Annotated in this window: 18 protein-coding genes; 15 read left to right on the top strand and 3 right to left on the bottom strand. The window is 34.2% G+C overall.

Annotated features, from left to right (window positions below; genetic code table 11):
- Window positions 1-7: 7 nt before the first annotated feature.
- The 8 genes from rsfS to GR162_RS13170 all read left to right on the top strand — a co-directional run bounded on the left by rsfS (window position 8) and on the right by GR162_RS13170 (window position 6,760).
- Window positions 8-379 (top strand): ribosome silencing factor, encoded by a 372-nt coding sequence (rsfS, locus tag GR162_RS13205; RefSeq protein WP_008462770.1) that lies wholly within the window; start codon window positions 8-10, stop codon window positions 377-379.
- Window positions 380-394: 15 nt separating this feature from the next.
- Complete coding sequence (gene ftsH / locus GR162_RS13200; RefSeq protein WP_008462768.1) at window positions 395-2,320, top strand: ATP-dependent zinc metalloprotease FtsH; 1,926 nt, start codon at window positions 395-397, stop codon at window positions 2,318-2,320.
- Between the two features lie 118 nt (window positions 2,321-2,438).
- Window positions 2,439-3,044 carry a lactate utilization protein B/C gene (locus GR162_RS13195; RefSeq protein WP_066032158.1) on the top strand — a complete coding sequence of 202 codons (606 nt, stop codon included), beginning with the start codon at window positions 2,439-2,441 and terminating at the stop codon, window positions 3,042-3,044.
- A 1-nt stretch (window position 3,045) separates the two neighbouring features.
- Window positions 3,046-3,936 (top strand): phosphatidate cytidylyltransferase, encoded by an 891-nt coding sequence (locus tag GR162_RS13190; RefSeq protein WP_160782554.1) that lies wholly within the window; start codon window positions 3,046-3,048, stop codon window positions 3,934-3,936.
- Complete coding sequence (locus GR162_RS13185; protein ID WP_160782553.1) at window positions 3,926-4,579, top strand: phosphatidylserine decarboxylase family protein; 654 nt, start codon at window positions 3,926-3,928, stop codon at window positions 4,577-4,579. The genes GR162_RS13190 and GR162_RS13185 overlap by 11 nt, the downstream gene beginning before the upstream one ends.
- Window positions 4,580-4,849: an acyl-CoA-binding protein gene (locus GR162_RS13180; RefSeq protein ID WP_008462758.1), complete on the top strand. Its 270-nt coding sequence runs from the start codon at window positions 4,580-4,582 to the stop codon at window positions 4,847-4,849.
- A gap of 7 nt (window positions 4,850-4,856) precedes the next feature.
- Window positions 4,857-5,636, top strand: a complete 780-nt coding sequence (locus tag GR162_RS13175) for a superoxide dismutase (protein WP_008462756.1) — start codon at window positions 4,857-4,859, stop codon at window positions 5,634-5,636.
- 65 nt (window positions 5,637-5,701) lie between these two features.
- Window positions 5,702-6,760, top strand: a complete 1,059-nt coding sequence (locus tag GR162_RS13170; protein WP_160782552.1) for a glycoside hydrolase family 130 protein — start codon at window positions 5,702-5,704, stop codon at window positions 6,758-6,760.
- A 148-nt stretch (window positions 6,761-6,908) separates the two neighbouring features.
- On the opposite strand, the gene GR162_RS13165 is transcribed toward GR162_RS13170, so the two are convergent.
- Complete coding sequence (locus GR162_RS13165) at window positions 6,909-8,780, bottom strand: alpha-amylase family glycosyl hydrolase (RefSeq protein WP_160782551.1); 1,872 nt, start codon at window positions 8,778-8,780, stop codon at window positions 6,909-6,911.
- Between the two features lie 281 nt (window positions 8,781-9,061).
- Here GR162_RS13165 and GR162_RS13160 point away from each other — a divergent pair, with 281 nt between their 5' ends.
- The 7 genes from GR162_RS13160 to GR162_RS13130 all read left to right on the top strand — a co-directional run bounded on the left by GR162_RS13160 (window position 9,062) and on the right by GR162_RS13130 (window position 18,317).
- Complete coding sequence (locus GR162_RS13160; RefSeq protein ID WP_160782550.1) at window positions 9,062-10,738, top strand: OstA-like protein; 1,677 nt, start codon at window positions 9,062-9,064, stop codon at window positions 10,736-10,738.
- A gap of 111 nt (window positions 10,739-10,849) precedes the next feature.
- The gene (locus GR162_RS13155) at window positions 10,850-12,040 is read left to right on the top strand and encodes an aspartate aminotransferase family protein (RefSeq protein ID WP_160782549.1); all 1,191 of its coding nucleotides are present in this window, start codon (window positions 10,850-10,852) and stop codon (window positions 12,038-12,040) included.
- 266 nt (window positions 12,041-12,306) lie between these two features.
- A complete protein-coding gene (locus tag GR162_RS13150) occupies window positions 12,307-13,701 on the top strand; it encodes a tetratricopeptide repeat protein (RefSeq protein ID WP_160782548.1) in 1,395 nt (464 codons plus the stop codon).
- A gap of 2 nt (window positions 13,702-13,703) precedes the next feature.
- Entirely contained in the window at window positions 13,704-14,456 is a 753-nt protein-coding gene (locus tag GR162_RS13145) for a shikimate dehydrogenase (protein ID WP_160782547.1), read from the top strand.
- 54 nt (window positions 14,457-14,510) lie between these two features.
- Entirely contained in the window at window positions 14,511-15,263 is a 753-nt protein-coding gene (locus tag GR162_RS13140) for a lipid A phosphoethanolamine transferase (RefSeq protein WP_160782546.1), read from the top strand.
- A 248-nt stretch (window positions 15,264-15,511) separates the two neighbouring features.
- Window positions 15,512-17,491, top strand: coding sequence for a DUF349 domain-containing protein (locus GR162_RS13135; protein ID WP_160782545.1), 1,980 nt, complete (start codon window positions 15,512-15,514; stop codon window positions 17,489-17,491).
- A 406-nt stretch (window positions 17,492-17,897) separates the two neighbouring features.
- A complete protein-coding gene (locus GR162_RS13130; protein WP_008462742.1) occupies window positions 17,898-18,317 on the top strand; it encodes an OsmC family protein in 420 nt (139 codons plus the stop codon).
- Between the two features lie 58 nt (window positions 18,318-18,375).
- On the opposite strand, the gene GR162_RS13125 is transcribed toward GR162_RS13130, so the two are convergent.
- Together GR162_RS13125 and gyrA are read right to left on the bottom strand one after the other, a co-directional pair.
- The gene (locus tag GR162_RS13125; RefSeq protein WP_160782544.1) at window positions 18,376-19,644 is read right to left on the bottom strand and encodes a tetratricopeptide repeat protein; all 1,269 of its coding nucleotides are present in this window, start codon (window positions 19,642-19,644) and stop codon (window positions 18,376-18,378) included.
- A gap of 38 nt (window positions 19,645-19,682) precedes the next feature.
- Window positions 19,683-22,328, bottom strand: coding sequence for a DNA gyrase subunit A (gene gyrA / locus GR162_RS13120; protein ID WP_160782543.1), 2,646 nt, complete (start codon window positions 22,326-22,328; stop codon window positions 19,683-19,685).
- Window positions 22,329-22,465 lie beyond the last annotated feature (137 nt).

The following is a 22,465-nucleotide window of genomic DNA, read 5'->3' as shown; positions in this document are numbered from 1 at the left end:
ATAATTCATGGCGAAAAAGACTATTAATAATGATGTTCTACTGGCGAACATAATCAAAGGGATTGAGGAAGTAAAAGGAAATGATATCGATATTCTTGACTTAAGAGAGATAGATACAGCTGTATGCGACTATTTTGTTATTTGCAACGGTAGCTCAAACACCCAAGTTAACGCCATCGTAAACTCAATTCAAAAAACAGTATCAAAAGACTTAAAAGATAAACCTTGGCACGTAGAAGGAACAGATAACGCAGAATGGGTTCTAATGGATTATGTACACATTGTAGTACACGTTTTCCAGAAACATATTCGCGAATATTATAACATCGAGAGCCTTTGGGGCGATGCCAAAATAACTTCAATCGAGAACAAATACTAAAGAAACTTTCATTAAATGGCTAAAGATAATAATCCAAATCCGAATAAATTTAAAATAAGTCCTTGGTTAATATACACCGCAATACTTTTAGTTTTTTTATTCATAAGTTTTGCCACAGGAGGATCAAGCTTAAGCGAACCTGCTCAATTAACTTCTTCTAAATTCAACACGCTTTTAGAAAAAGGCCAGATTGAAAAAGTAATTGTTTACAATAAAGCAGAAGCTGAGGTATATTTGAATGCTGCGGCTCTTAAAGACCCAGCAAACAAAAAAGTTGCTGAAGATATTTTCAAACAGCCAAACAAAGGCCCACATTACACTTTGGAAATTGGTAATGATCAAATCTTTCAGACTAAACTGGAAAAAGCAGTTAGCGAAGGAAAGCTGAAAGATTTCAACTTTCTTCAAAAAAATAACTGGAGCGATATTTTAATCAGCTTACTTCCTATCATCATCATAGTTGGTGTATGGATTTTCATTATGCGTAAAATGTCTGGCGGAGGAGCTGGAGGCGGCGGACAGATTTTCAATATCGGAAAATCTAAAGCTAAATTGTTTGATGAAAAAACAGACATTAAAACCACATTTAAAGATGTTGCAGGTTTAGAAGGCGCTAAAGAAGAAATTCAAGAGATTGTTGAATTCCTTAAAAATCCAGAAAAGTATACGAATCTTGGAGGTAAAATTCCAAAAGGAGCTTTATTGGTAGGACCTCCAGGAACGGGTAAAACTTTATTAGCAAAAGCTGTTGCTGGTGAAGCACAAGTACCTTTCTTCTCTCTTTCAGGTTCAGATTTCGTAGAAATGTTTGTAGGAGTTGGTGCTTCACGTGTACGTGACTTATTTAAACAAGCTAAAGAAAAATCTCCTGCTATCATCTTCATCGACGAGATTGATGCTGTTGGTAGAGCAAGAGGAAAAAGCAATATGTCTGGCGGAAACGACGAAAGAGAAAACACTTTGAACCAATTACTCACAGAAATGGATGGTTTTGGCACAAACTCTAACGTAATCGTTTTGGCAGCAACAAATAGAGCAGACGTTCTTGATAAAGCTTTAATGCGTGCAGGACGTTTTGACAGACAAATTTTTGTTGATTTACCAGACATTCGCGAAAGAGCTGAAATCTTTAAAGTACACTTAGCTCCTATCAAAAAAGTTGAAGGTCTTGATTTAGATTTCTTAGCAAAACAAACTCCAGGTTTCTCAGGTGCTGATATTGCCAATGTTTGTAACGAAGCCGCTCTTATTGCTGCCCGTAATAACAAAGCTGCTGTTGACAGACAAGATTTCCTTGACGCTGTTGATAGAATCATTGGCGGTCTTGAAAAGAAAAACAAAATCATTACTCCAGAAGAGAAAAGAGCAATTGCAATTCACGAAGCTGGTCACGCTACTGTAAGCTGGATGCTAGAACACGCTGCACCTCTTATTAAAGTAACTATTGTTCCTCGCGGACAAAGTTTAGGAGCTGCATGGTATCTGCCAGAAGAAAGACAAATCGTGAGAACAGATCAAATGTTAGACGAAATGTGTGCTACAATGGGTGGTAGAGCCGCTGAAAAAGTAACTTTCGACAGAATTTCGACTGGTGCATTAAGCGATTTAGAAAAAGTAACGCGTCAGGCTCGTGCAATGGTAACTATCTACGGATTGAACGATAAAATTGGAAACGTGACGTATTACGATTCAACTGGACAAAGCGAATATAATTTCTCTAAACCATATTCTGACGAAACAGCAAAAATTATTGACAAAGAAATTTCAGATTTAATCGAAGGTCAATACCAAAGAGCAATTCAGATTCTAGAGGAAAACAAAGATAAGTTAAATCAACTTGCTGATATTCTGATTGAAAAAGAGGTAATCTTTAAAGATGACTTAGAAAACATCTTCGGAAAACGCACTTTCGACAAAAATTTAGAAGAGGTAGTTTCATAACGAATTAGCAAATACATAATAATATTTTTCAAAATCTTAATTCAAAAGTCCCTTTTGAATTAAGATTTTTTTATCTTTGAACGTTTTCAATTAACATGTAAAGCATTTCATATAAAAAATGAATTTTTTCAAAAAAATATTTGGCTCTAGTGAGGCCGCTTCTGATGAAGTGAACGAAAGCGAATATGCAGGAACTTCTGCGCAGAACAGTCATTTATCCTTAGATGAACAATTTATTTTCAATTTCAAAAAAAATGGAGGTAAATTCTTGTACTGCGAAAACATGGGAGAGGTTTCTGAACAATTTGAAAATATCTTAGAAGAAAATGATTGGTTTGAACAAGAAGTTTTATGTTACGAACCTGCCTTATTTGGTTTATTAGACGAAAACAAATTATTTTACATTGCCCCTGCTAAACCAAAATTCTTATTGGCAAGCTGCGAGAACCTTATTGCTGATGAAGGTTCTATTTTATTTTCATCAAAACAAATCAGACAGAACAAACCAAACGAATTACCTGCAAATATTGTTATTATAGCCACTACCAGCCAAATCCTACCAATGAAAAGCGACGGATTGAGCGCTATAAAACGCAAATACGAAAGAGACATACCTACTAATATCACTACAATAAAATATTTCGAAAAAGCGAAAGACGAAGATTTTACTCAATACGGAAGTGTTGCAAAAAATCTTTATTTACTGCTTTTAGAAGATCTTTAAGATGAACGAAACACTGAAGAGAACCATTTCTGGTGCTGTTTATATCGCTTTATTACTAACTTCGATATTGTTTTCTACAGAAAGCTTCATTACTCTTTTTGGTGTTTTCCTGATTATTACGATATATGAATTTTCTAATATCGTAAACCTGAACAAAATATTTTCTATTCTCTTCGGAACTTTAGTTTATGCTGCCATTATTCTTGTAAGCCATTACAATAAACAGACAACTCAATTTATAAACGATACTTTAAATTCTGATATCAGTTTAGAAATCAATATAAAACAGCTGGATTTAATTCTTTTAGCTGTTACACTTGTCGTTTCTATAAAATGCATCATATTCTTATTTTATGATTCTGTTCAAAAAGTAAGCACTTCATCAAAATACTTATACCTTCTCGGATATATTACACTTCCATTTGTATTTATTGTAAAAATCTCTTTTGGAACAAATGATTATAATCCGAAAATTATCTTAGGATTATTTGTTTTGATTTGGACGAATGACACTTTTGCTTATTTGGTTGGAAAATCAATGGGAAAACACAAATTATTTGAACGCGTTTCTCCAAAAAAGACAATTGAAGGTTTTATTGGTGGTGTAGTTTTTGCCGCATTTGCCGGCTTTCTAATTTCTAAACTCTACATTCAGCCAAAACCTGAATTTAGCAGCAAATCGATTTTAATCTGGACCATTATAGCGTTAATTGTGAGCCTTTTTGGAACGATTGGCGACCTGATAGAATCCAAATTTAAACGAATTGCAGGTGTAAAAGACAGCGGCTCGATAATGCCTGGTCATGGAGGTATTTTAGATCGATTAGATAGTGTTATATTTGTAGCACCAATTATATTTTTATTTTATCAAATTTTATATTATGTTTCATAAAGAAGGTGGCCCGTCTATTTTATTAGGTTCTGTTTTTACAGTAGCAGTACTTTTAATTGCTGATAAATTCATTGATATTGCTTGGCTGAGAATGCTTGTTCAATTTGCAGCACTTGTAATTCTGATTATTATTTTACAATTCTTCAGAAATCCTAAAAGAATTGCAGTTAGAAACAACGATCACATTTTAGCTCCTGTTGATGGAAAAGTGGTGGTTATCGAGGAAGTTTATGAAGGAGAATATTTTAAAGATAAACGTTTACAGGTTTCTATTTTTATGTCGCCAATCAATGTGCACGTAACGCGTTACGCAATGGATGGCATCATTAAATTTAGCAAATACCATCCTGGTAAATTCCTTGTTGCTTGGCATCCAAAAGCAAGTGAAGAAAACGAAAGAACTACTGTAGTAATCGAAAACGAAACTTTTGGCGCTATTTTATACAGACAAATTGCTGGTGCTTTGGCTCGTAGAATTGTAAACTACGCTAAAGAAGGAATGCAAGTTGTTCAGGGAACTGACGCTGGTTTCATTAAATTTGGTTCAAGAGTAGATTTATTTTTACCTTTAGGTACACCAATCAATGTTGAGTTAAATCAAAAAGCAATTGGTGGAAAAACAATTATTGCCACAAAAGCATAAATGGCTGATAAAGATTTAGATATTCGCTTTAATAAAGCTGTAGAAGTCGCCATGACAATGACTCAAGCTTCGCTGCCACAAGACGTGCAGTTAAGACTTTATGCTTTTTACAAACAGGCTACTTTTGGAACAGCAGTTTACAATCAATCTCAAAATTTTGATTTACGAGATGCTTTTAAAACTAATGCCTGGATGCAGATAAGCCATATGTCTGTAGATGAAGCTAAAGAAAATTATATCGAGATTATCAATTCATTAACATCAAAATAAAAACATTATGAAGAAAAACGTTGTTCTTTTCAGCACTTTAGCTTCATTTTTACTATTATTTTCCTGTAAAGAAGATAAGCTGGTTGAAGTTGTTGAAGTTCCTCTTCCAACAAAAGAAGAAAAAATAACTATCGGTTCGCCAAATGATGTTAAAGCCGATCCTGGTTCTTTTGAAATGACAAAATTGCCATTTAATTATGATGCATTGGCACCAGACATTAGAAGCTTAACTTTAGAAACACATTATTCTAAGCATTATTTGTCGTATACTAATAATTTCAACAAAGAAATTCTTTCGACTGAGTTTGAAAATATGCCTATTGAAGACATTTTAAAAAAAATGCCTCTTACGAATTTAAAACTTCGTCAGAATGCGGGTGGATATTATAATCATACTTTGTATTTTAATATTCTCAGCCCGAAAGAACAAACTCCAAAAGATACTCTTGCAGGCTCTATAAATAAAGAATTTGGTTCTTTCAACAATCTGACAAATCAGTTTAAAGCACAGTCAGAAAAGCAGTTTGGTTCTGGATGGGTTTGGCTGGTTGTGGATAGATATGGCAAGCTACAAATTACTACCACAGACAATCAAGATAACCCATTGATGAAGAATGCTCTGATTCCAGGAACTCCGATTATGGGAATCGATCTTTGGGAACATGCTTATTATTTAGATTACCAAAACAGAAAAGGCAGTTATATTGATGCTTTTTACAATCATATCAATTGGGAAAAAGTAAACGAATATTACGTTGAAGCACTCAAGAAGGTTAAAAAAGTATAGAAAACAAGCTGATGCAATTAAGTGTCAGCTTTTTTTTATACCTTTTAGGTACTTAAACGAAGATCATGAAAGACATTGCCAATCGTTTTGCAGAAAACCCTATATTATCTCCCTCAGATATACCGCCAAGCAGAGAAGGTCTTGAAATTACCTGTCTATTAAATCCTGGCGTTTTTAGGTTTCAAAATAAAATCTGGCTGGCCGTACGCGTCGCAGAAAGACCTAAACAAGCCGAAACGAGCATTTCGTTTCCAATTCTAACAGAAGCAGGAACAATTCAAATTATTGAAATCTTAAAAAATCATCCCGAACTTATCGCAACAGATGCCCGTGTAATTAATTATCAAGGAATCGATTATTTAACTACCTTGTCACATATTCGCTTATTGTGCAGCGAAGACGGAAAACATTTTTATGAACCCGAAGATTACCCGCATTTGGTTGGCGAAGGAATACTGGAAACTTTCGGAATCGAGGATTGCCGTGTTTCTTTAATAGAAGATAAATATTACCTGACTTTTACTTCTGTATCTCCTAGCGGCGTGGGCGTAGGCCTGCGAACCACAACCGATTGGAAAAACTTTCAAAAACACGGAATGATATTTCCTCCTCACAATAAAGACTGTGCGATTTTTGAAGAGAAAATAAACGGCTTGTTTTATGCCTTACATCGCCCAAGCAGTGTAGATATTGGCGGAAATTATATTTGGATTGCTTCTTCTCCTGATGGCCTTCATTGGGGAAATCATAAATGTATTATCAAAACTAGAAAAGAAAGCTGGGATAGTAAAAGAGTCGGTGCTGGAGCTGCGCCCATAAAAACAGAATTGGGTTGGCTAGAAATTTACCACGGAGCCAACGAATTTCATCAATATTGCCTCGGTGCTTTTTTATTGGATTTGGAAGATCCTACCAAAGTAATTTCAAGAACAGAAACTCCAATTATGTTTCCGAAAACGAATTATGAATTAAGCGGTTTCTTTGGAAATGTAGTATTTACCAACGGCCATATTATTGAACCAGATGGCGATACCCTGACCGTTTACTATGGCGCTTCAGACGAATTTGTCTGTGGAGCTCAATTTTCAATTACAGAAATCCTTTCATTGCTTGAAAAAGTTTAAAAATATCTAAACACATAGAAACATAGATTTTTAAGCTAAAAAAATTCCAAAAGAAATTAGTTTCCACACATAGACAAGCCATGTGCATTTAAACTAGTGAAACGCCTTTTCTAAAGTATCCAAAGCTATGTTTCTATGTGTTAAAATTTTATTTCACATCAAATATAAACGATTCCGAAGATTTAATTTTAACTCGTGCAATTCCCTCGCCATTTTTGACCGTAAAATAAGTTTTATTATCAGAATACAATTTGTCGATAAGAACATAAGAACCATCTTTTAAATTCCATTTTGTAATAATATCAGAAGGAACTTTTAGATCAAATTCACTAGTTTTTTCAGATGAAAAATTAGCCACAATAATCAATTTCTGTTTTTCAGACCATCGTACATAAGAATAAATCAATTCATCATAACCAGGGTTATCCTGTCTATTTGCCGATTGAATTTCTGCAAAACTTCCCATCAAAGCAGGACTATTAATGGTAAAATTCAACAAACGCTTGTAAAAATCACGAAGCTGTTTTTCAGATTCGGAAAGCTGTCCGCCATCAAATTTGCCATCATTCATCCAACGCTGATGATTTGGAACTCCGATATAATCAAAAATTGAGGTTCTCGAGCGTTTTCCAAAACCTGCATCTTCATTTCCTGCCTCTCCTACTTCCTGTCCAAAATAAATCATCGTTGGCGAAGTACTGATTGTTGCCGAAACCACCATTAAAGGTTTTCCTCTTTCTGGCGTTCCTGCAAATTCTGGGCTTGCCAAACGCTGTTCATCATGGTTATCTAGAAAGTGAAGCATATGATGTTCGATATCAGACATTCCGTTCTGGATTTTTGTCAATTCGTCTGGCGAAGATTTTCCTCGAATAATATCTTTTAGCTTATCATAAGTTTCCACTTTATCGTACAGATAATCCATCTTTCCTAAACGAATATAATTGCGATATTCGTTTGGATTATAAACTTCTGCCAATAAAAATGCATTGGGGTTTTTCATTTTAATCGAAGAATTCATATAACTCCAAAATTCATACGGAACCATTTCAGCCATATCGTAACGGAATCCATCAACACCTTTTGCTGTCCAATATAAAGCAATATCTCTAAACTTTTTCCAAGAATCAGGGACATCTTTATCTTGCCAAAAAGTAAAATGTTCTTGATATGATTTTTGGTCAAAACCAGCAGGAAGTTCAGGAAAATCTTTGCTTCCGTCTGGACGCACTCCGTAATTTACTTTTACCGTTTCGTACCAGTCATTTTGATCCGGCTTAATTTTACGAGAACCATTTCCTGTCCATTTTGCTGGATTTTCGTCAAATTTCCCATCAATAAGCGGATTTTTTTCTCCGTTTAAAGGAATGTCTCCATCAGGAATTTCAAAATGTTGCTGCGGAATGTAATAGAAATTATTGTCTCGTTTGTATTCAACCGTAACATCATCGTCTGCACCAAAATCTTTTACTCCTGCTGGGTTCGATTTTCCTTCATATTTTCTTGCAATATGGTTTGGAACAATATCAATGATTACTTTTAAATCTACATTATGAGTGCGTTTGATTAAAGCCTCAAATTCATCTAATCGTTTTGCAGGATTTACAGCCAAATCTGGATTTACATTGTAATAATCTTTTACGGCATAAGGAGAACCTGCACGGCCTTTTACCACCTCTGGATCATCATTTGAAATTCCGTACGCCATATAATCACGCACCAAAGCATGATGCGGAACTCCTGTGTACCAAACATAGGTTACTCCCAAATCTTTTATTTCTTGGAGCGCTTTATCTGTAAAATCATTAAACTTTCCAACACCATTCTCCTCAATAGTTCCCCATGGTTTATTGTTTGTATTTTTATTTCCAAAAAGGCGAGTAAAAACTTGATAAACCACAACTTTCTTTTCTGCTGCAGTTTGTTCTTTTGCTGTGCTCATTTTTAAATCTTTTGTTTTACAGGCTGAAAATAGAACCGTTAATGTTATTCCGGCTGCAATTATTTTTTTACTTATCATATTTTAGCTATTCTTAACTTATCTCTTTGGTTCTGATTCAAAAAATATCAAAACAATTTTCTAAAAATAGCTCATTTTTTAAAACTCCGAAAACGATTTATCTAATTTACAATGTTTTCAGTTTAAAAAACAACTACTACAACGTGAGAGTTTGAGTTTTTGTTGAAAAATTAAATAGCACTTAAATCCTACTTTAGACTGTTAATGACTTATTATAAATTAATCCTAATATCGACCACATGTTCTAACCTTTTTTATAAATTTGACAAAAATTTAATCAGTTGAAGAAATCACTCTTTTTCATATTCTATTGTCTGTTTCTTAGCGTACAATTTATTTCTGCGCAGGCCAAAAAAACTGCACAAACCCCAAAAACAATCGTCATCGAGAATGCTGACTTTTCTGATGTCGATCAGGTTAATGTGCCAGATGCGCTTTTACTTACTGGAAACGTAAAAGTAAATCATGATGGTGTCGTATTAACTTGCAATAAAGCCTATTTTTTTCAAAAAGAGAATTATCTAAAAGCATTCGGAAATGTGCAATTAGTACAAGGAGATACTTTGTTTCTGAATAGTAAATATGCTGAATATAGCGGTAATGCAAAAAAAGCTTTTGCTACAGGAAATGCCGTTTTAACTTCACCAGATGCTACTCTGCAGACTGATACTATTAATTTTGACAGAAATGTTCAGGAAGCATTTTACAACACCAAAGGTACTATCATAAACAAAGACAATACTTTGGTAAGCAAATCTGGAAGGTATTTTGTAAAAGAAAAGAAATTCCAGTTTTTAACTGAAGTTACAATTACGAATCCGAAGTATGTGATTAAATCAAACCATTTGGATTATTATAGTAATTCTGGACATACGTATCTTCTTGGGCCTTCAACTATTACAAGTAAAGCCAATTACATTTATACCGAAAAAGGTTTTTATGATACGAAGAAAAACTTAGCGCATTTTCTACGAAAATCATACATCAAGTATGACGACAGGCGTATAGAAGGCGATAGTTTATTTTATAATCGAAATACCGAATTTGCTTCGGCAACACGAAATGTAAAAATAACCGATTCTATAAATAAAGGAATCGTAAAAGGCCATTATGCAGAGCTTTACAAACTAAAAGATTCAATGTTTGTAACCAAAAGGGCTGTTGCTGTAAATCTAGTTGAAAATGACTCAGTTTACATTCACGGACAAAAGTTAATGGTTACGGGAAAAGAAGGAGAAAGAATTTTGAGAGCATATAAAAATGTTCGTTTTTACAAAACAGATATGAGCGGTAAATGCGACTCAATACATTCTGATTCCAAAATAGCCTTAACGAAGTTGATCGGAAATCCGATTCTTTGGAATGGCGAAAGCCAGATTACAGGCGATGTAATGCACTTGATTGGCGATAATAAAACGAGAAAAATTGACTCTTTGAAAGTACTGAACAACACTTTTGTTTTATCCAAGGATACGCTTGGAACAGGATTCAATCAGGTCAAGGGACTCAATTTGTTTGGAAAATTCCGGGATGGAAAACTTCATGATATTGATGTAATCAAAAACACCGAGGTAATTTATTATATGCGGAATGACACCAATGAACTGATCGGAATCAATAAAAATGTCAGTAGTAAAATCAATATGATATTGGAAAACAACGCCATTGAAACGATTACGTTTTTCAATAAAGTCGACGGGGATATTTTCCCCGAAGATGAACTTCCTGAAAATGCTAGAAAACTGCGAGGAATGAAATGGCGTGGTGACGAAAGAATAAAATCGAAAGACGATATTTTTACCGCAGAGGAAAACGAAGAAAACGAAAAACTGATTAAACAAGGAAAAGATGAGGAAGAAAAAGGCAAAAACGTTCCGTTGAAAGTCAGGAAAGAAACTTTAAATTACGATAAGAAAAACCCTGCTGCTAAGACAGATACGAAAACTAAAAATAAGTAATTCAGCCTCAGTGACAGTTTTCAGTCTCAGTGTTCAGTGCAGCGCTTTACTCAAAACTTAACTCTGACTACTTAGAATCTTAGCATCTCAGCAACTTAGAAGCTTAAAAAAATGAATCCAGATTTTATAAAATACCAAGCGCAAACTTCTCCTTACCCACTGGGAATTGAAGTTTCGCACGCCATTGGCTCATACATTTACGACACAAACGATAAAAAATATTTAGATTTTGTTGCCGGAGTTTCGGCTTGCACTTTAGGACATCAGCATCCGAGAGTCAATCAAGCCATAAAAGATCAGTTGGACAAATATTCGCACGTAATGGTTTACGGTGAATATTCTCAAAGCCCAGCCGTTCAATATTGCAAAATGATGGCTTCTCTGCTTCCAGAATCTTTAAACAAAACCTATTTGGTTAATTCTGGCACTGAAGCGATTGAAGGCTCTTTAAAATTAGCCAAACGAGTTACAGGACGCAGCCAGCTTATTTCTTGCCACAACGCTTATCACGGAAACACTATGGGGTCTATGAGTGTTATGGGGTTTGAAGAACGCAAACAGGCTTTTAGACCTTTGCTTCCAGACGTTGATTTTATCACTTTCAATAATGAAGAAGATCTGCAAAAAATAACTACTCGAACAGCCGCAATTCTTTTAGAAACCATTCAAGGAGGCGCAGGTTTTATTCAGCCAGAAAATAACTTTTTACAGAAAGTCCGCAAACGCTGCGATGAGGTTGGAGCATTAATGATTGTTGATGAAATCCAACCAGGTTTTGGAAGAACGGGAAAACTTTTTGGTTTCCAAAATTATGATGTTGTTCCAGACATTGTTGTTATGGGTAAAGGAATGGGCGGCGGAATGCCGGTTGGCGCTTTTACCGCTTCTGCTGAAAAAATGGATCTTTTAACCGAAAACCCAAAATTAGGACATATAACCACTTTTGGAGGCCATCCTGTCATTGCGTCAGCTTGTCTCGCTACTTTGCAAGAATTAACTGAAACAAATTTAATGGCAGAAACACTAGAGAAGGAAAAACTCTTCAGATCGCTTTTGGTACATCCTTTGATTACAGAAGTTAGAGGAAAAGGATTAATGCTTGCCGCCATGACAGAATCGGCAGACATTACAAACGAAGTCATTTTAACCTGTCAAGACAGAGGACTTATTTTATTCTGGCTTTTATTTGAAGGATGCGCCATACGAATTACACCTCCTTTGACCATTTCTGAAGACGAAATTAGAGAAGGATGCGCGATTATTTTAGAAGTGATGGATGAAATAATGAAGAAGAACAACTAAATATAAAAAATTATTTTGAGCGCTGTTTTTAATAAAATAGACAGAAATTAAAGCTCAATTTCTATTTTAAAAAAATCTTCCGATACAAATAAAAAAATGAGAAAACCGAAGCTAATCCCTTAAGAATAAAAGAGATTTCTTCCCAAAATAGAATAAAAAACGCCATATATTGTTAATTAAATTGTTCAAAACAATTAATTTCTTATCCTTACAGCGATTATATGGTTGCCTAAATTTATAACAGGCTAATTTCAAATATACGAAGTATGCAATTAAGCAACGAAGAAGAAGATTATAACCTATCCCTATCCAAATTTGAGTCGATGTTAAAAACCAACAAAGTACTCTTTTTTGATTCTGAAGAATTCGAAGAAATAATTCTTCATTATTTAGACATAGGTAAGGCTAATTTAGCAAAAAAGGCCTTAAAACTTGCATTAGACCAGCATCCAAAATCTACAGGCTTAAAATTAGTACAAGTAGAAATGCTAGTTTATGATGACAAACTCGACATTGCTGAAAAGCTTTTGAATGAGTTATACGCAATTGAACCTAACAACGAGGAAATCTATATCCAGAAAGCCAATATCTGTTCCAAAAGAGATCAGCACGAAAAAGCAGTTGAACTGTTAAAAATTGCTCTTCAATATACTGATGATTATGCTGATGTGTATAATTTGATTGGAATGGAGTATCTTTTTATGGATAATCTCGAGCTTGCAAAGGACAGTTTTATCAAATGTCTTGAAGAAGACTTAGAAGATCAATCTGCTCTCTATAACGTAGTGTATTGTTTTGAATTTTTAGATCAAAACCAAGAAGCTATTGTATATCTTAACGAATATATCAACAGAAATCCGTACAGCGAAATTGCTTGGCATCAGCTTGGACGTCTTCATTATGGCGTAAAAGAATACGAAAATGCCATTCGCGCATTTGATTATGCAACGCTGATTGATGATGAATTTTTAGGAGCTTTTATGGAAAAAGCGAAAGCTTATGAACGCCTTAAAAAATACAATGAAGCAATTGAAAGCTATAATAGAACCATCGAATTGGACGATGCGACTTCGTATGCTCTGTTGCGAATTGGAAAATGTTACGAAAAACTTGGAAATTTAGCAAAAGCAATCCAATATTATAATCAGACTGTACACGAAGATCCGCTTTTAGATAAAGGCTGGATTGCCATAACAGATTTTCATCTTCGCCAGAAAAACTATCAGAAAGCATTGTTTTTTGTCAACAAAGCCTTGGCAATAGACAATCAGAATCGTTTGTACTGGAAAAGATATGCTACAATCAATAAACAAATGAATTTCTTTGAAGAAGCCGAATTTGGTTTCAGAAAAGCGGTTGAATTTGGAGATTATGCATTAGACACTTGGTTATATTGGGTTGATATTCTTCAGTTTTTAGGAGAATTTGAAACTGCTATCCAGACTTTGTTGCAGGCTACAGAATATTTCCCTGAAGAAAATGAAATCGAATACCGTTTAGCGGGATTGTATTTTATGATTCAAGACAACACAAAAGCTAAATTCCACTTAAGCAATGGCTTACGTTTAAACTTTGACAATTATATCTTGATAGAAGATTTGTTTCCTGTAGTTTGGACTAAAAAAACAATAAAAAATTATATAGAAAAACATCGTAAATAAGAATGGTTGATATTTTATTAAGAAGACGTTTTGGATTATTGGGACGCAACATAAGCTACTCTTTTTCAAAAGGTTATTTTACAGAGAAATTTAACAATGAAGTTTTTGCTGGTAACAGCTACGAGAATTTTGACATTTCTGAGATTAATTACTTCACAGAATTAATTAAAAATAATCCAGATTTAAAAGGGTTAAATGTTACTATTCCGTACAAAGAACAAGTTATTCCTTTCTTGGATAAATTATCAAAAAAAGCTGCTCTAATTGGCGCTGTCAATACCATTAAATTTACCAAAAATGGTAAATTAAAAGGCTACAACACCGATTATTATGGATTTAAGAAGTCTTTAAAACCACTATTGGAGCCTCATCATAAAAAAGCTCTTATTTTGGGAACAGGAGGCGCTTCTAAAGGTGTTGCTTTTGCTTTGGACGAATTAGACATTCCGTACACTTTTGTTTCGCGCGAAGCAAAAGAAAACATAATTGATTATGATTTGATTAACGCTACTACTTTTGATAATTTTCAAATTATAATTAATTGCACCCCAGTTGGAACAAGTCCGAATGTTGAAGCTTGTCCGAATTTGCCTTACGAGTTTTTTACAGAAAAACATATTGCTTACGATTTAATCTATAATCCAGCAGAAACCACTTTCTTGCGAAAAGCGAAAGAAAAAGGTGCTGTAATTAAAAATGGACATGATATGCTTATTTTTCAGGCCGAAAAAGCTTGGAAAATCTGGAACAAATAAAATTAAAATGTTAAAGTAATTTTCGTAAATTAGTCTACTCATTTGCAGACAGTTATGAAGAAACAATTACTTTACTTTAGCATTTTTTTTCTTATTACAGTTCTTGCATCAGCCCAAGACGAAGATATAGACAGACGCAATAGTCCATTTGCCGAGCCCAGGTATCACTACTTTCTACAAACTATCTTGCTATACAATGAGTATCTAGATACCAAGAATGGTTCGTTTAATACCACAAATTTGCGTGTTTTACAGCCAATAGGCAACAAAGCTTGGAATCTGAGATTTGACTTGCCCTTAATTTCAACCAATTCTAATTCCATCAATCAGACTGGACTTGGTGATATTGGCGCTGGACTTAGCTTTATTCCCTATTTCAAAAAAAATGATGGAATTGGGCTTAGAACTCGTGTTATCTCAAATTCTGCTTCAGATCCTAGTTTCGGAACTGGAAAATGGGTGGTTATTCCAGCTGGTATTTTTGCCAAATACTTTAATCACAAGAAATTTTTATGGATTGCAACTCTTGAACATTCTCAAAGTTTTGCAGGATCAAGCAACCGAAGCGATGTTAGTGTAACTCTCCTAGAAAACAATTTGTTATATTTTTTTGGTAAAAATTGGATCGCTACAGATGTAGCTTTTAGATACAATTACGTTCTAGACGGCTTTCAAAATAATGCTTTTATGGAATGTGGCCGAAAAATCACCCCTACAAATTTAGTTTATGTACACCCTAGCGTAGCTTTTGGAGGTGAAAAGTCATATAATTTTGGTATGGAAGTGGGGCTATTGGTTTTGTTTTAACGTAAACAAACTGCCGATTCAAATTCGATTTTTATGATTCATCTATTTTTTCATTAAAAAAATCACAAAAATATTATTTCTAACTTATCAATTAAAAAAGCAAAAATTAATATATCATACTGCTAAATTCAATTAAACAATAAGAATTTCATTGCAAATAAGCGTATAAACAAAGGATTTATTTTGTATTTAGAAACACCTTTACTATCTTTCGCACTGTTTAAAATAAAAACCTTATACATTTTAAGATGTTAGAAGAAAAGAATGATAACCTGCATGAAGCAGACGGAAAAACTGGAATCGAAGTAAATGATTCTATAGCAAATGATGCAATTGAAATCTCAGATTCTGAAACTCTGACCGAAGATTTGGCCTCAGAAACTGAAAATGAATTAGCTAATCAAGGAGATGCTCATCAGGAAGCATTAGATGTTATTACCAATTCGAACGCCGCTGAAAGCGAAGACGAAACGCTAAAGGAACGTCACGACATTCCTATGCAGGATTACAATACATTTTCTCTAGATGCTCTTGTTGATGAACTTAAAAAAATGGTGAATATAGACAAAGTAATGTCTGTAAAAGATCATATAGAAGAAATCAAAAAGGCTTTCCTATTACAATATCACCATCTTATAGAGGAGAAAAAAGAAGAGTTTTTAGCTTCTAATCCAGATCCTAACGAAGAATTTGAATATCATCTTCCTTTAAAATCAAAATTTGACGAATATTATAATGTTTTTAGAGAGAAAAGAAATGCTCATTTTAAACATTTACAGACCAATTTAAAAACCAATTTAGATAATCGTCTAGCTATTGTTGAAGAATTAAAGGAATTAATTAATCCGCAGGAAAATATCAAAGACACTCTTAAACATTTTAATGAATTAAGAGAAAGATGGAAAAATGCAGGTCCTATTCCAAAAGACAAATACAATCACGTTTGGAACAATTACCATTTTCACGTAGAAAACTTCTACGATTATCTTCATTTAGATCGTGAGGCTAGAGATTTAGATTTTAAACACAACTTAGAATTAAAACAAAAAATTATAGCTCGCGTTGAAGAATTGGTAAACGATGCTGATGTCAATAAATCTTTCCGTGAATTACAGGATTTACACCGAATCTGGAAAGAAGAAATCGGACCGGTTTCTAAAGAACATCGTGATGCGATCTGGAATCAGTTTAGCGAACTGACCAAAAAAATACACGATAAGCGAGAACTTTTATTTGAAAGCCAAAGAGCAAATGAGCAAAAAAATCTTGAAGTTAAAAAAGAGATCATTGCTAAAATCGAAGCGCTTGGAAGCGAAAAAGTGAACTCTCATTCACAATGGCTTGTTCAAATCCAGAAAGTAGAAGATTTAAGAAATGAGTTTTTTGCAGCCGGAAAAGTCCCTTCTGAAGTGAATGAAGAAACTTGGGCCGCTTTTAAAACTGCAGTTAGAAATTTCAACGCTTTCAAGAATTCGTTCTACAAGGACATTAAAAAAGACCAAAACGATAACTTAAATAAAAAACTGGCTCTAGTTGCAAAAGCAAAAGAATTACAGGAAAGCACCGATTTTCAAGCTACCACTCCCGTAATGAAACAAATCCAGGAAGAATGGAAACAAATTGGTCATGTCCCTAAAAAATATTCAGATAAAATCTGGAAAGAATTCAAGGACGCCTGCAACCATTATTTCGACAAGTTAAAAGAACACAAATCTGAGGAAAATAGTGAAGAAGTTGCAGCTTTTGACAATAAAAAAGCCTATTTGGATGTATTGAGAGCTTTCCAATTGACTGGAGAACACAAAACAGACTTAGATGCTATAAAAGCGCACATCGAAACTTGGAAGGGATTCGGAAAAGTTCCTTTTTCTAGAAGACACATCGAAGGAAAATTCAATAAAATCTTGGATGCTCTTTTTGAAAAACTGAGCTTAAGCAAAAAAGAATCTGAAATGATGCGTTTTGCAAACCGTCTTGATTCTCTAACTGACAGCAATGATACGCGCAAATTAGACAATGAAAAAATCTTTATCATGCGCAAAATTGAAGAAGTGCAAAATGAAATTTTTCAATTGGAAAATAACATTCAGTTCTTTACCAATACAAAAAATGCTAAAAAAGAGAATTCAATAGTTACAGAAGTACGTAAAAACATCGCTATTCACAAAGAAAGCCTTGAAGTATGGAAGGATAAATTGAAACAATTAAGAAACTTAGGACAAGAATAAACAGTTGAAATTCCAATTTTTTAAATTCCAAATTCCAATTAACAATGCTTAATTGGAATTTGGAATTTTATTTTTTTTTTATAATTTAAAAAGATACAATGACAATCATTGTGTCTTTTTTTTTAACCACAAGTTCACATAGCGTTGTCTTACTATGATGATGCAAACTTTGACAAAGATTACAAATCCTAGGACAAACTTAAAAACTTTGCATTCTTTGCGTATCCCGATAGCTATCGGGATTGTGCACTTTGCGGTTAAAACTCAATCCAACCTAAACCTAAAACTTAACAATACAATTAAATTTCATAAAATTATTCTGCAAAATATTGATTATATTTGAGTTACCACTATTCATTAACTTCAAACGAATAACATTTAATACTAATTTTTAAATAATAAGAATATGAAATTTACAAGAAAAGCACACGCCAACTGGAAAGGAACCGGTATGGAAGGAAAAGGAACAATTAGTACGCAAAGTACAACTTTAGATAACGCACAACTGTCTTTTAAAACAAGATTTGCAGATGGTGTTGGAACAAATCCAGAAGAATTAGTAGCTGCAGCTCATTCTGGCTGTTTTACGATGCAATTAAGCTTTTTACTTAACGAAGCTGGCTTTACAGCTGATGATTTAACTACAGAAGCTACAGTAACTTTTGAAGATGGAACAATCACTTTAATTCATTTGGATTTAAAAGGTAAAGTTCCTTCCATTTCTGCTGAGCAGTTTGCTTCAACAGCAGCTAAAGCAAAAGAAATTTGTCCGATTTCAAAATTGCTAAATACAACTATCACTTTATCTGCTGAATTAATCAGCTAAAGGCATAAAAAAAACATCCGCCGAGGCGGATGTTTTTTTTATTTTCAAAAGCTAATAATTACATTTTTGCTTTTAAAGCTTTAGCTTCTGCAGTCATTTCAAGAGCGTTGTAAACTCCTAATAATGTTTTAGAAACATCTTCGTTTTTAGGATCTAATTCGTTCGCTTTTTTAAGGTATGGAATAACTCCTTTGAAAACAGCTTCTCTTTGCGCTTTTAACACATCGTAACGTTTCATGTCTTTAGCAGAAGTTCCCAATTTGTTCATCTCGTCAATGATTGGTTTTTCAGCTTCTAATTTTAAAGCAGCAAGATTTAAATAAGCATTTGTGTAATCAGGATTAATTTCAATTGCTTTTAAGTAATATTTTTCAGCATCGGCATTGTTCTTAGCTCCAGCACTGATTACTCCTAAATTGAACACCAAATCAGCATTGTTTGGATCTTTTTGCAGAGCCTCACCAACTAATTTTTTGTACATGTCGTAATCTTTAGTCTCTAAATACAAGTTCGCTTCTGTCAAGATTAAAGAAGAATCTTCTGGATTTGCTTTTCTAGCATCAGCGATTGCTTTTTTAGCATCCTCTGTACGTCCTTTTTGAACTAAGATTAAAGCTAAATTTTTGTAGATTTCACCTCTTTTAGAAGGAATTGCCTCCGTTTTAGGTTTTTCGTGAGTTCCTAATTTAATAGCCACATCTCTATCTTTAGCATTAGCAAAGTTATCTTCATTACCGTTAGCTTTGTTTACAGCCAAGTATAAAGTTCCTTTTCCAGAAAAATTTAATTTTTTCAACTCTTCATACATTGGCAAAGCAAGATCAAAATCTTGTGAGTTTACAGCTGTTGACGCCGCATAATACAAGTTAATCGTATCTTTTTTGTCCAATTCATATGCCTCATACAATTTCTTCGCACCATCAGCATGTTTGTTTGCTTGTGTATCAGCAATTGCAGAATTAATCAACAATCCTTTAATGTTAGTGATTGATGCTGCAGCTTGAGTAGAATATTTCTGTTTTCCAGAAGCTTTTTCCACATCAATTAATTTTTTGTAACTGTCTGCCGCTGCTAACAAATTTTTACTTTCCTCTACTTTTTTGTTTGCAAGCTCCAGAAAAGCATTTCCTTGAACGAAATAGTATTGTGCTTGTTCTGTATCTTTAGCATTTGCAATTAAGCTTTCAGCATCTTTCAATTGTGCAAGAGCACCTTGTGCATCTCCGCCTTTTAAAGCTTTTTCAGCATTCTTAATTTGATCTTTTTGAGCAAACGTAGCTACAGAGATCAGTAATGCTGATGCAAGTATTACATATTTACTTTTCATAATGATATTTGTTTGTATTTAATTTTTTGTTTTTTTACTTATTCTTCAGAATCTTCATCCTCTGCCTCGGCATCGTCTTCATCTTCTACTTCTTCATCATCAGAGTCGTCATCCTCTTCTGCAGTTCCGTCATCTTCAAGAACTTCCATATCCGGTTTCACTCTCTCGATTGTTGATTCGATTACGTTTCCGTCTTCATCTACTTCTACTTCTTCTGCATCGTCTTTCATTACTGTTGTAACGGCAGCGATAGAGTCTTTACCTTTAAGGTTAATTAATCTAACACCTTGAGTAGCACGTCCCATAACACGTAAGTCTTCAATTGCCATTCTGATAGTCAATCCAGACTTATTAATAATCATTAAATCGTCTGCATCTGTAACCGCATTGATAGAAATCAGTTTACCCGTTTTCTCCGTGATATTAAGCGTTTTAACCCCTTTACCTCCACGGTTTGTAATTCTGTACACATCTTCTCCATCGTCATCAACCAATTTCGTACGTTTTCCGTATCCATTTTCAGTTACAACTAAGATTTGAGATGTAGAAATATCGTTTTTATCAACCGTAACCATTCCGATTACTTCATCAGTTTCGTCTTTTAAAGTAATTCCACGAACTCCAGAAGCTGTTCTTCCCATCGGACGTGTTTTAGTTTCTTCAAAACGAACCAATTTACCAGATTTAACTGCTAAGATAATTTGGCTTTCTCCGTTTGTCAACTGAGCTCCAATTAACTCATCGCCTTCTTTAATTGTAATTGCAGCAACTCCATTCGCTCTTGGTTTAGAATATTTCTCTAAAGAAGTTTTCTTCACCTGACCTTGTTTTGTCACCATTACAAGATTATGCGTATTGATATAATCTTTGTCTTTTAAGTCTTGTGTACAAATGAAAGCTTTTACTTTATCATCGCTTTCAATATTTACCAAGTTCTGAATTGCTCTACCTTTTGCCGTTTTGCTTCCTTCTGGAATTTCATAAACACGCATCCAGAAACATTTTCCTTTTTGGGTAAAGAACATCATATATTGGTGGTTTGTTGCCACGAACATGTGCTCTAAGAAATCTTGATCTCTTGTTCCAGCACTCTTCTGTCCAACCCCACCTCTATTTTGAGTTTTGTACTCAGATAAGTTGGTACGCTTGATATAACCTGCATGCGAAATAGTAATCACTACATTTTCGTCAGCAATCAAATCTTCAATACTTACATCACCTCCAGAATACTCTATTTGAGAACGGCGATCGTCACCGTATTTATCGCGAATTTCTGTAAGTTCTTCTTTAATTAATTCGATTCTTAAATTAACATCTGCTAATAAAGCTTTTAAGTGCTCGATTAACTTCATTAACTCTTCAAACTCAGCTCTTAATTTATCTTGCTCCAGACCTGTCAACTGACGCAAACGCATCTCAACAATTGCACGAGCCTGAATATCTGACAATTTAAATCTCTCGATTAATTTCTCTCTTGCTTCATCTGTGTTTTTAGACCCTCTAATTAACGCAATTACTTCGTCGATATTGTCAGAAGCAATGATTAATCCTTCTAAGATATGCGCTCTTTCTTCTGCTTTACGCAATTCGAATTGAGTTCTTCTCACTACTACATCATGACGGTGCTCAATAAAGTAGTGAATCATATCTTTCAGATTCAGCAATTGAGGGCGTCCTTTTACTAATGCAATATTATTTACACTGAAAGAAGACTGTAACTGAGTGTATTTGTATAAAGTATTTAAAACTACGTTTGGCGTAGCATCACGTTTTAAGATATAAACGATACGCATACCGCTTCTATCCGACTCGTCACGGATATTGGCAATACCTTCGATTTTTTTCTCATTAACCAAATCAGCCGTACGTTTGATCATTTCGGCTTTATTAACTTGGTATGGAATTTCAGTTACGATGATGCATTCTCTTCCGTCAACCTCTTCAAAACCAACTTTAGCACGCATTACAATACGTCCTCTACCCGTTTTAAAAGCTTCACGAACACCTTCGTATCCATAAATAATACCTCCAGTTGGAAAATCTGGAGCTTTAATATGAGTCATTAACTCATCAACTTCAATATCATTATTATCAAGATACGCCAAAGTACCATTGATAACTTCAGTTAAATTGTGTGGCGGCATGTTTGTCGCCATACCAACTGCAATACCTGTTGCTCCATTTACTAATAAAGTTGGAACTCTTGTTGGCATTACTTTTGGCTCATATATTGTATCGTCAAAGTTCAATTGAAAATCAACTGTTTCTTTTTCGATATCGGCCATAATCTCTTCAGAAATTTTACGCATTCTGGCCTCAGTATAACGCATTGCTGCAGGACTGTCTCCATCGACAGAACCAAAGTTACCCTGTCCGTCAACTAATAAATAACGCATACTCCATTCCTGCGCCATACGCACCATTGCATCGTAAACAGAGGTATCACCGTGTGGGTGATACTTACCCAGAACCTCCCCTACAATTCTCGCAGACTTTTTGTGGGCAGATCTTGATGTTACACCTAAATCATACATTCCGTAAAGAACTCTTCGATGCACTGGTTTCAAGCCATCTCTAACATCAGGAAGTGCTCTCGATACAATTACTGACATCGAATAATCGATGTAAGCTGACTTCATTTCATCCTCTATGTTAATAGGAATTAACTTTTCTCCTTCAGACATAAGTTGTTATATTAAATAATTATATTAGTTTTCAAAGCGTGCCAAGATACGTTTTTTTGAAATTTTTTCAGCTATTTCCTTACACTTATTTCAATGATTTATTAACAACTTTATTTTGGCTTTTAGTTAATAAATTA

It is taken from the genome of Flavobacterium sp. HBTb2-11-1 (assembly GCF_009826975.1).
Lineage (GTDB): Bacteria > Bacteroidota > Bacteroidia > Flavobacteriales > Flavobacteriaceae > Flavobacterium.
Note: the sequence above shows the minus strand (reverse complement) of the source record. Positions and strands in the feature narration are given on the sequence as shown.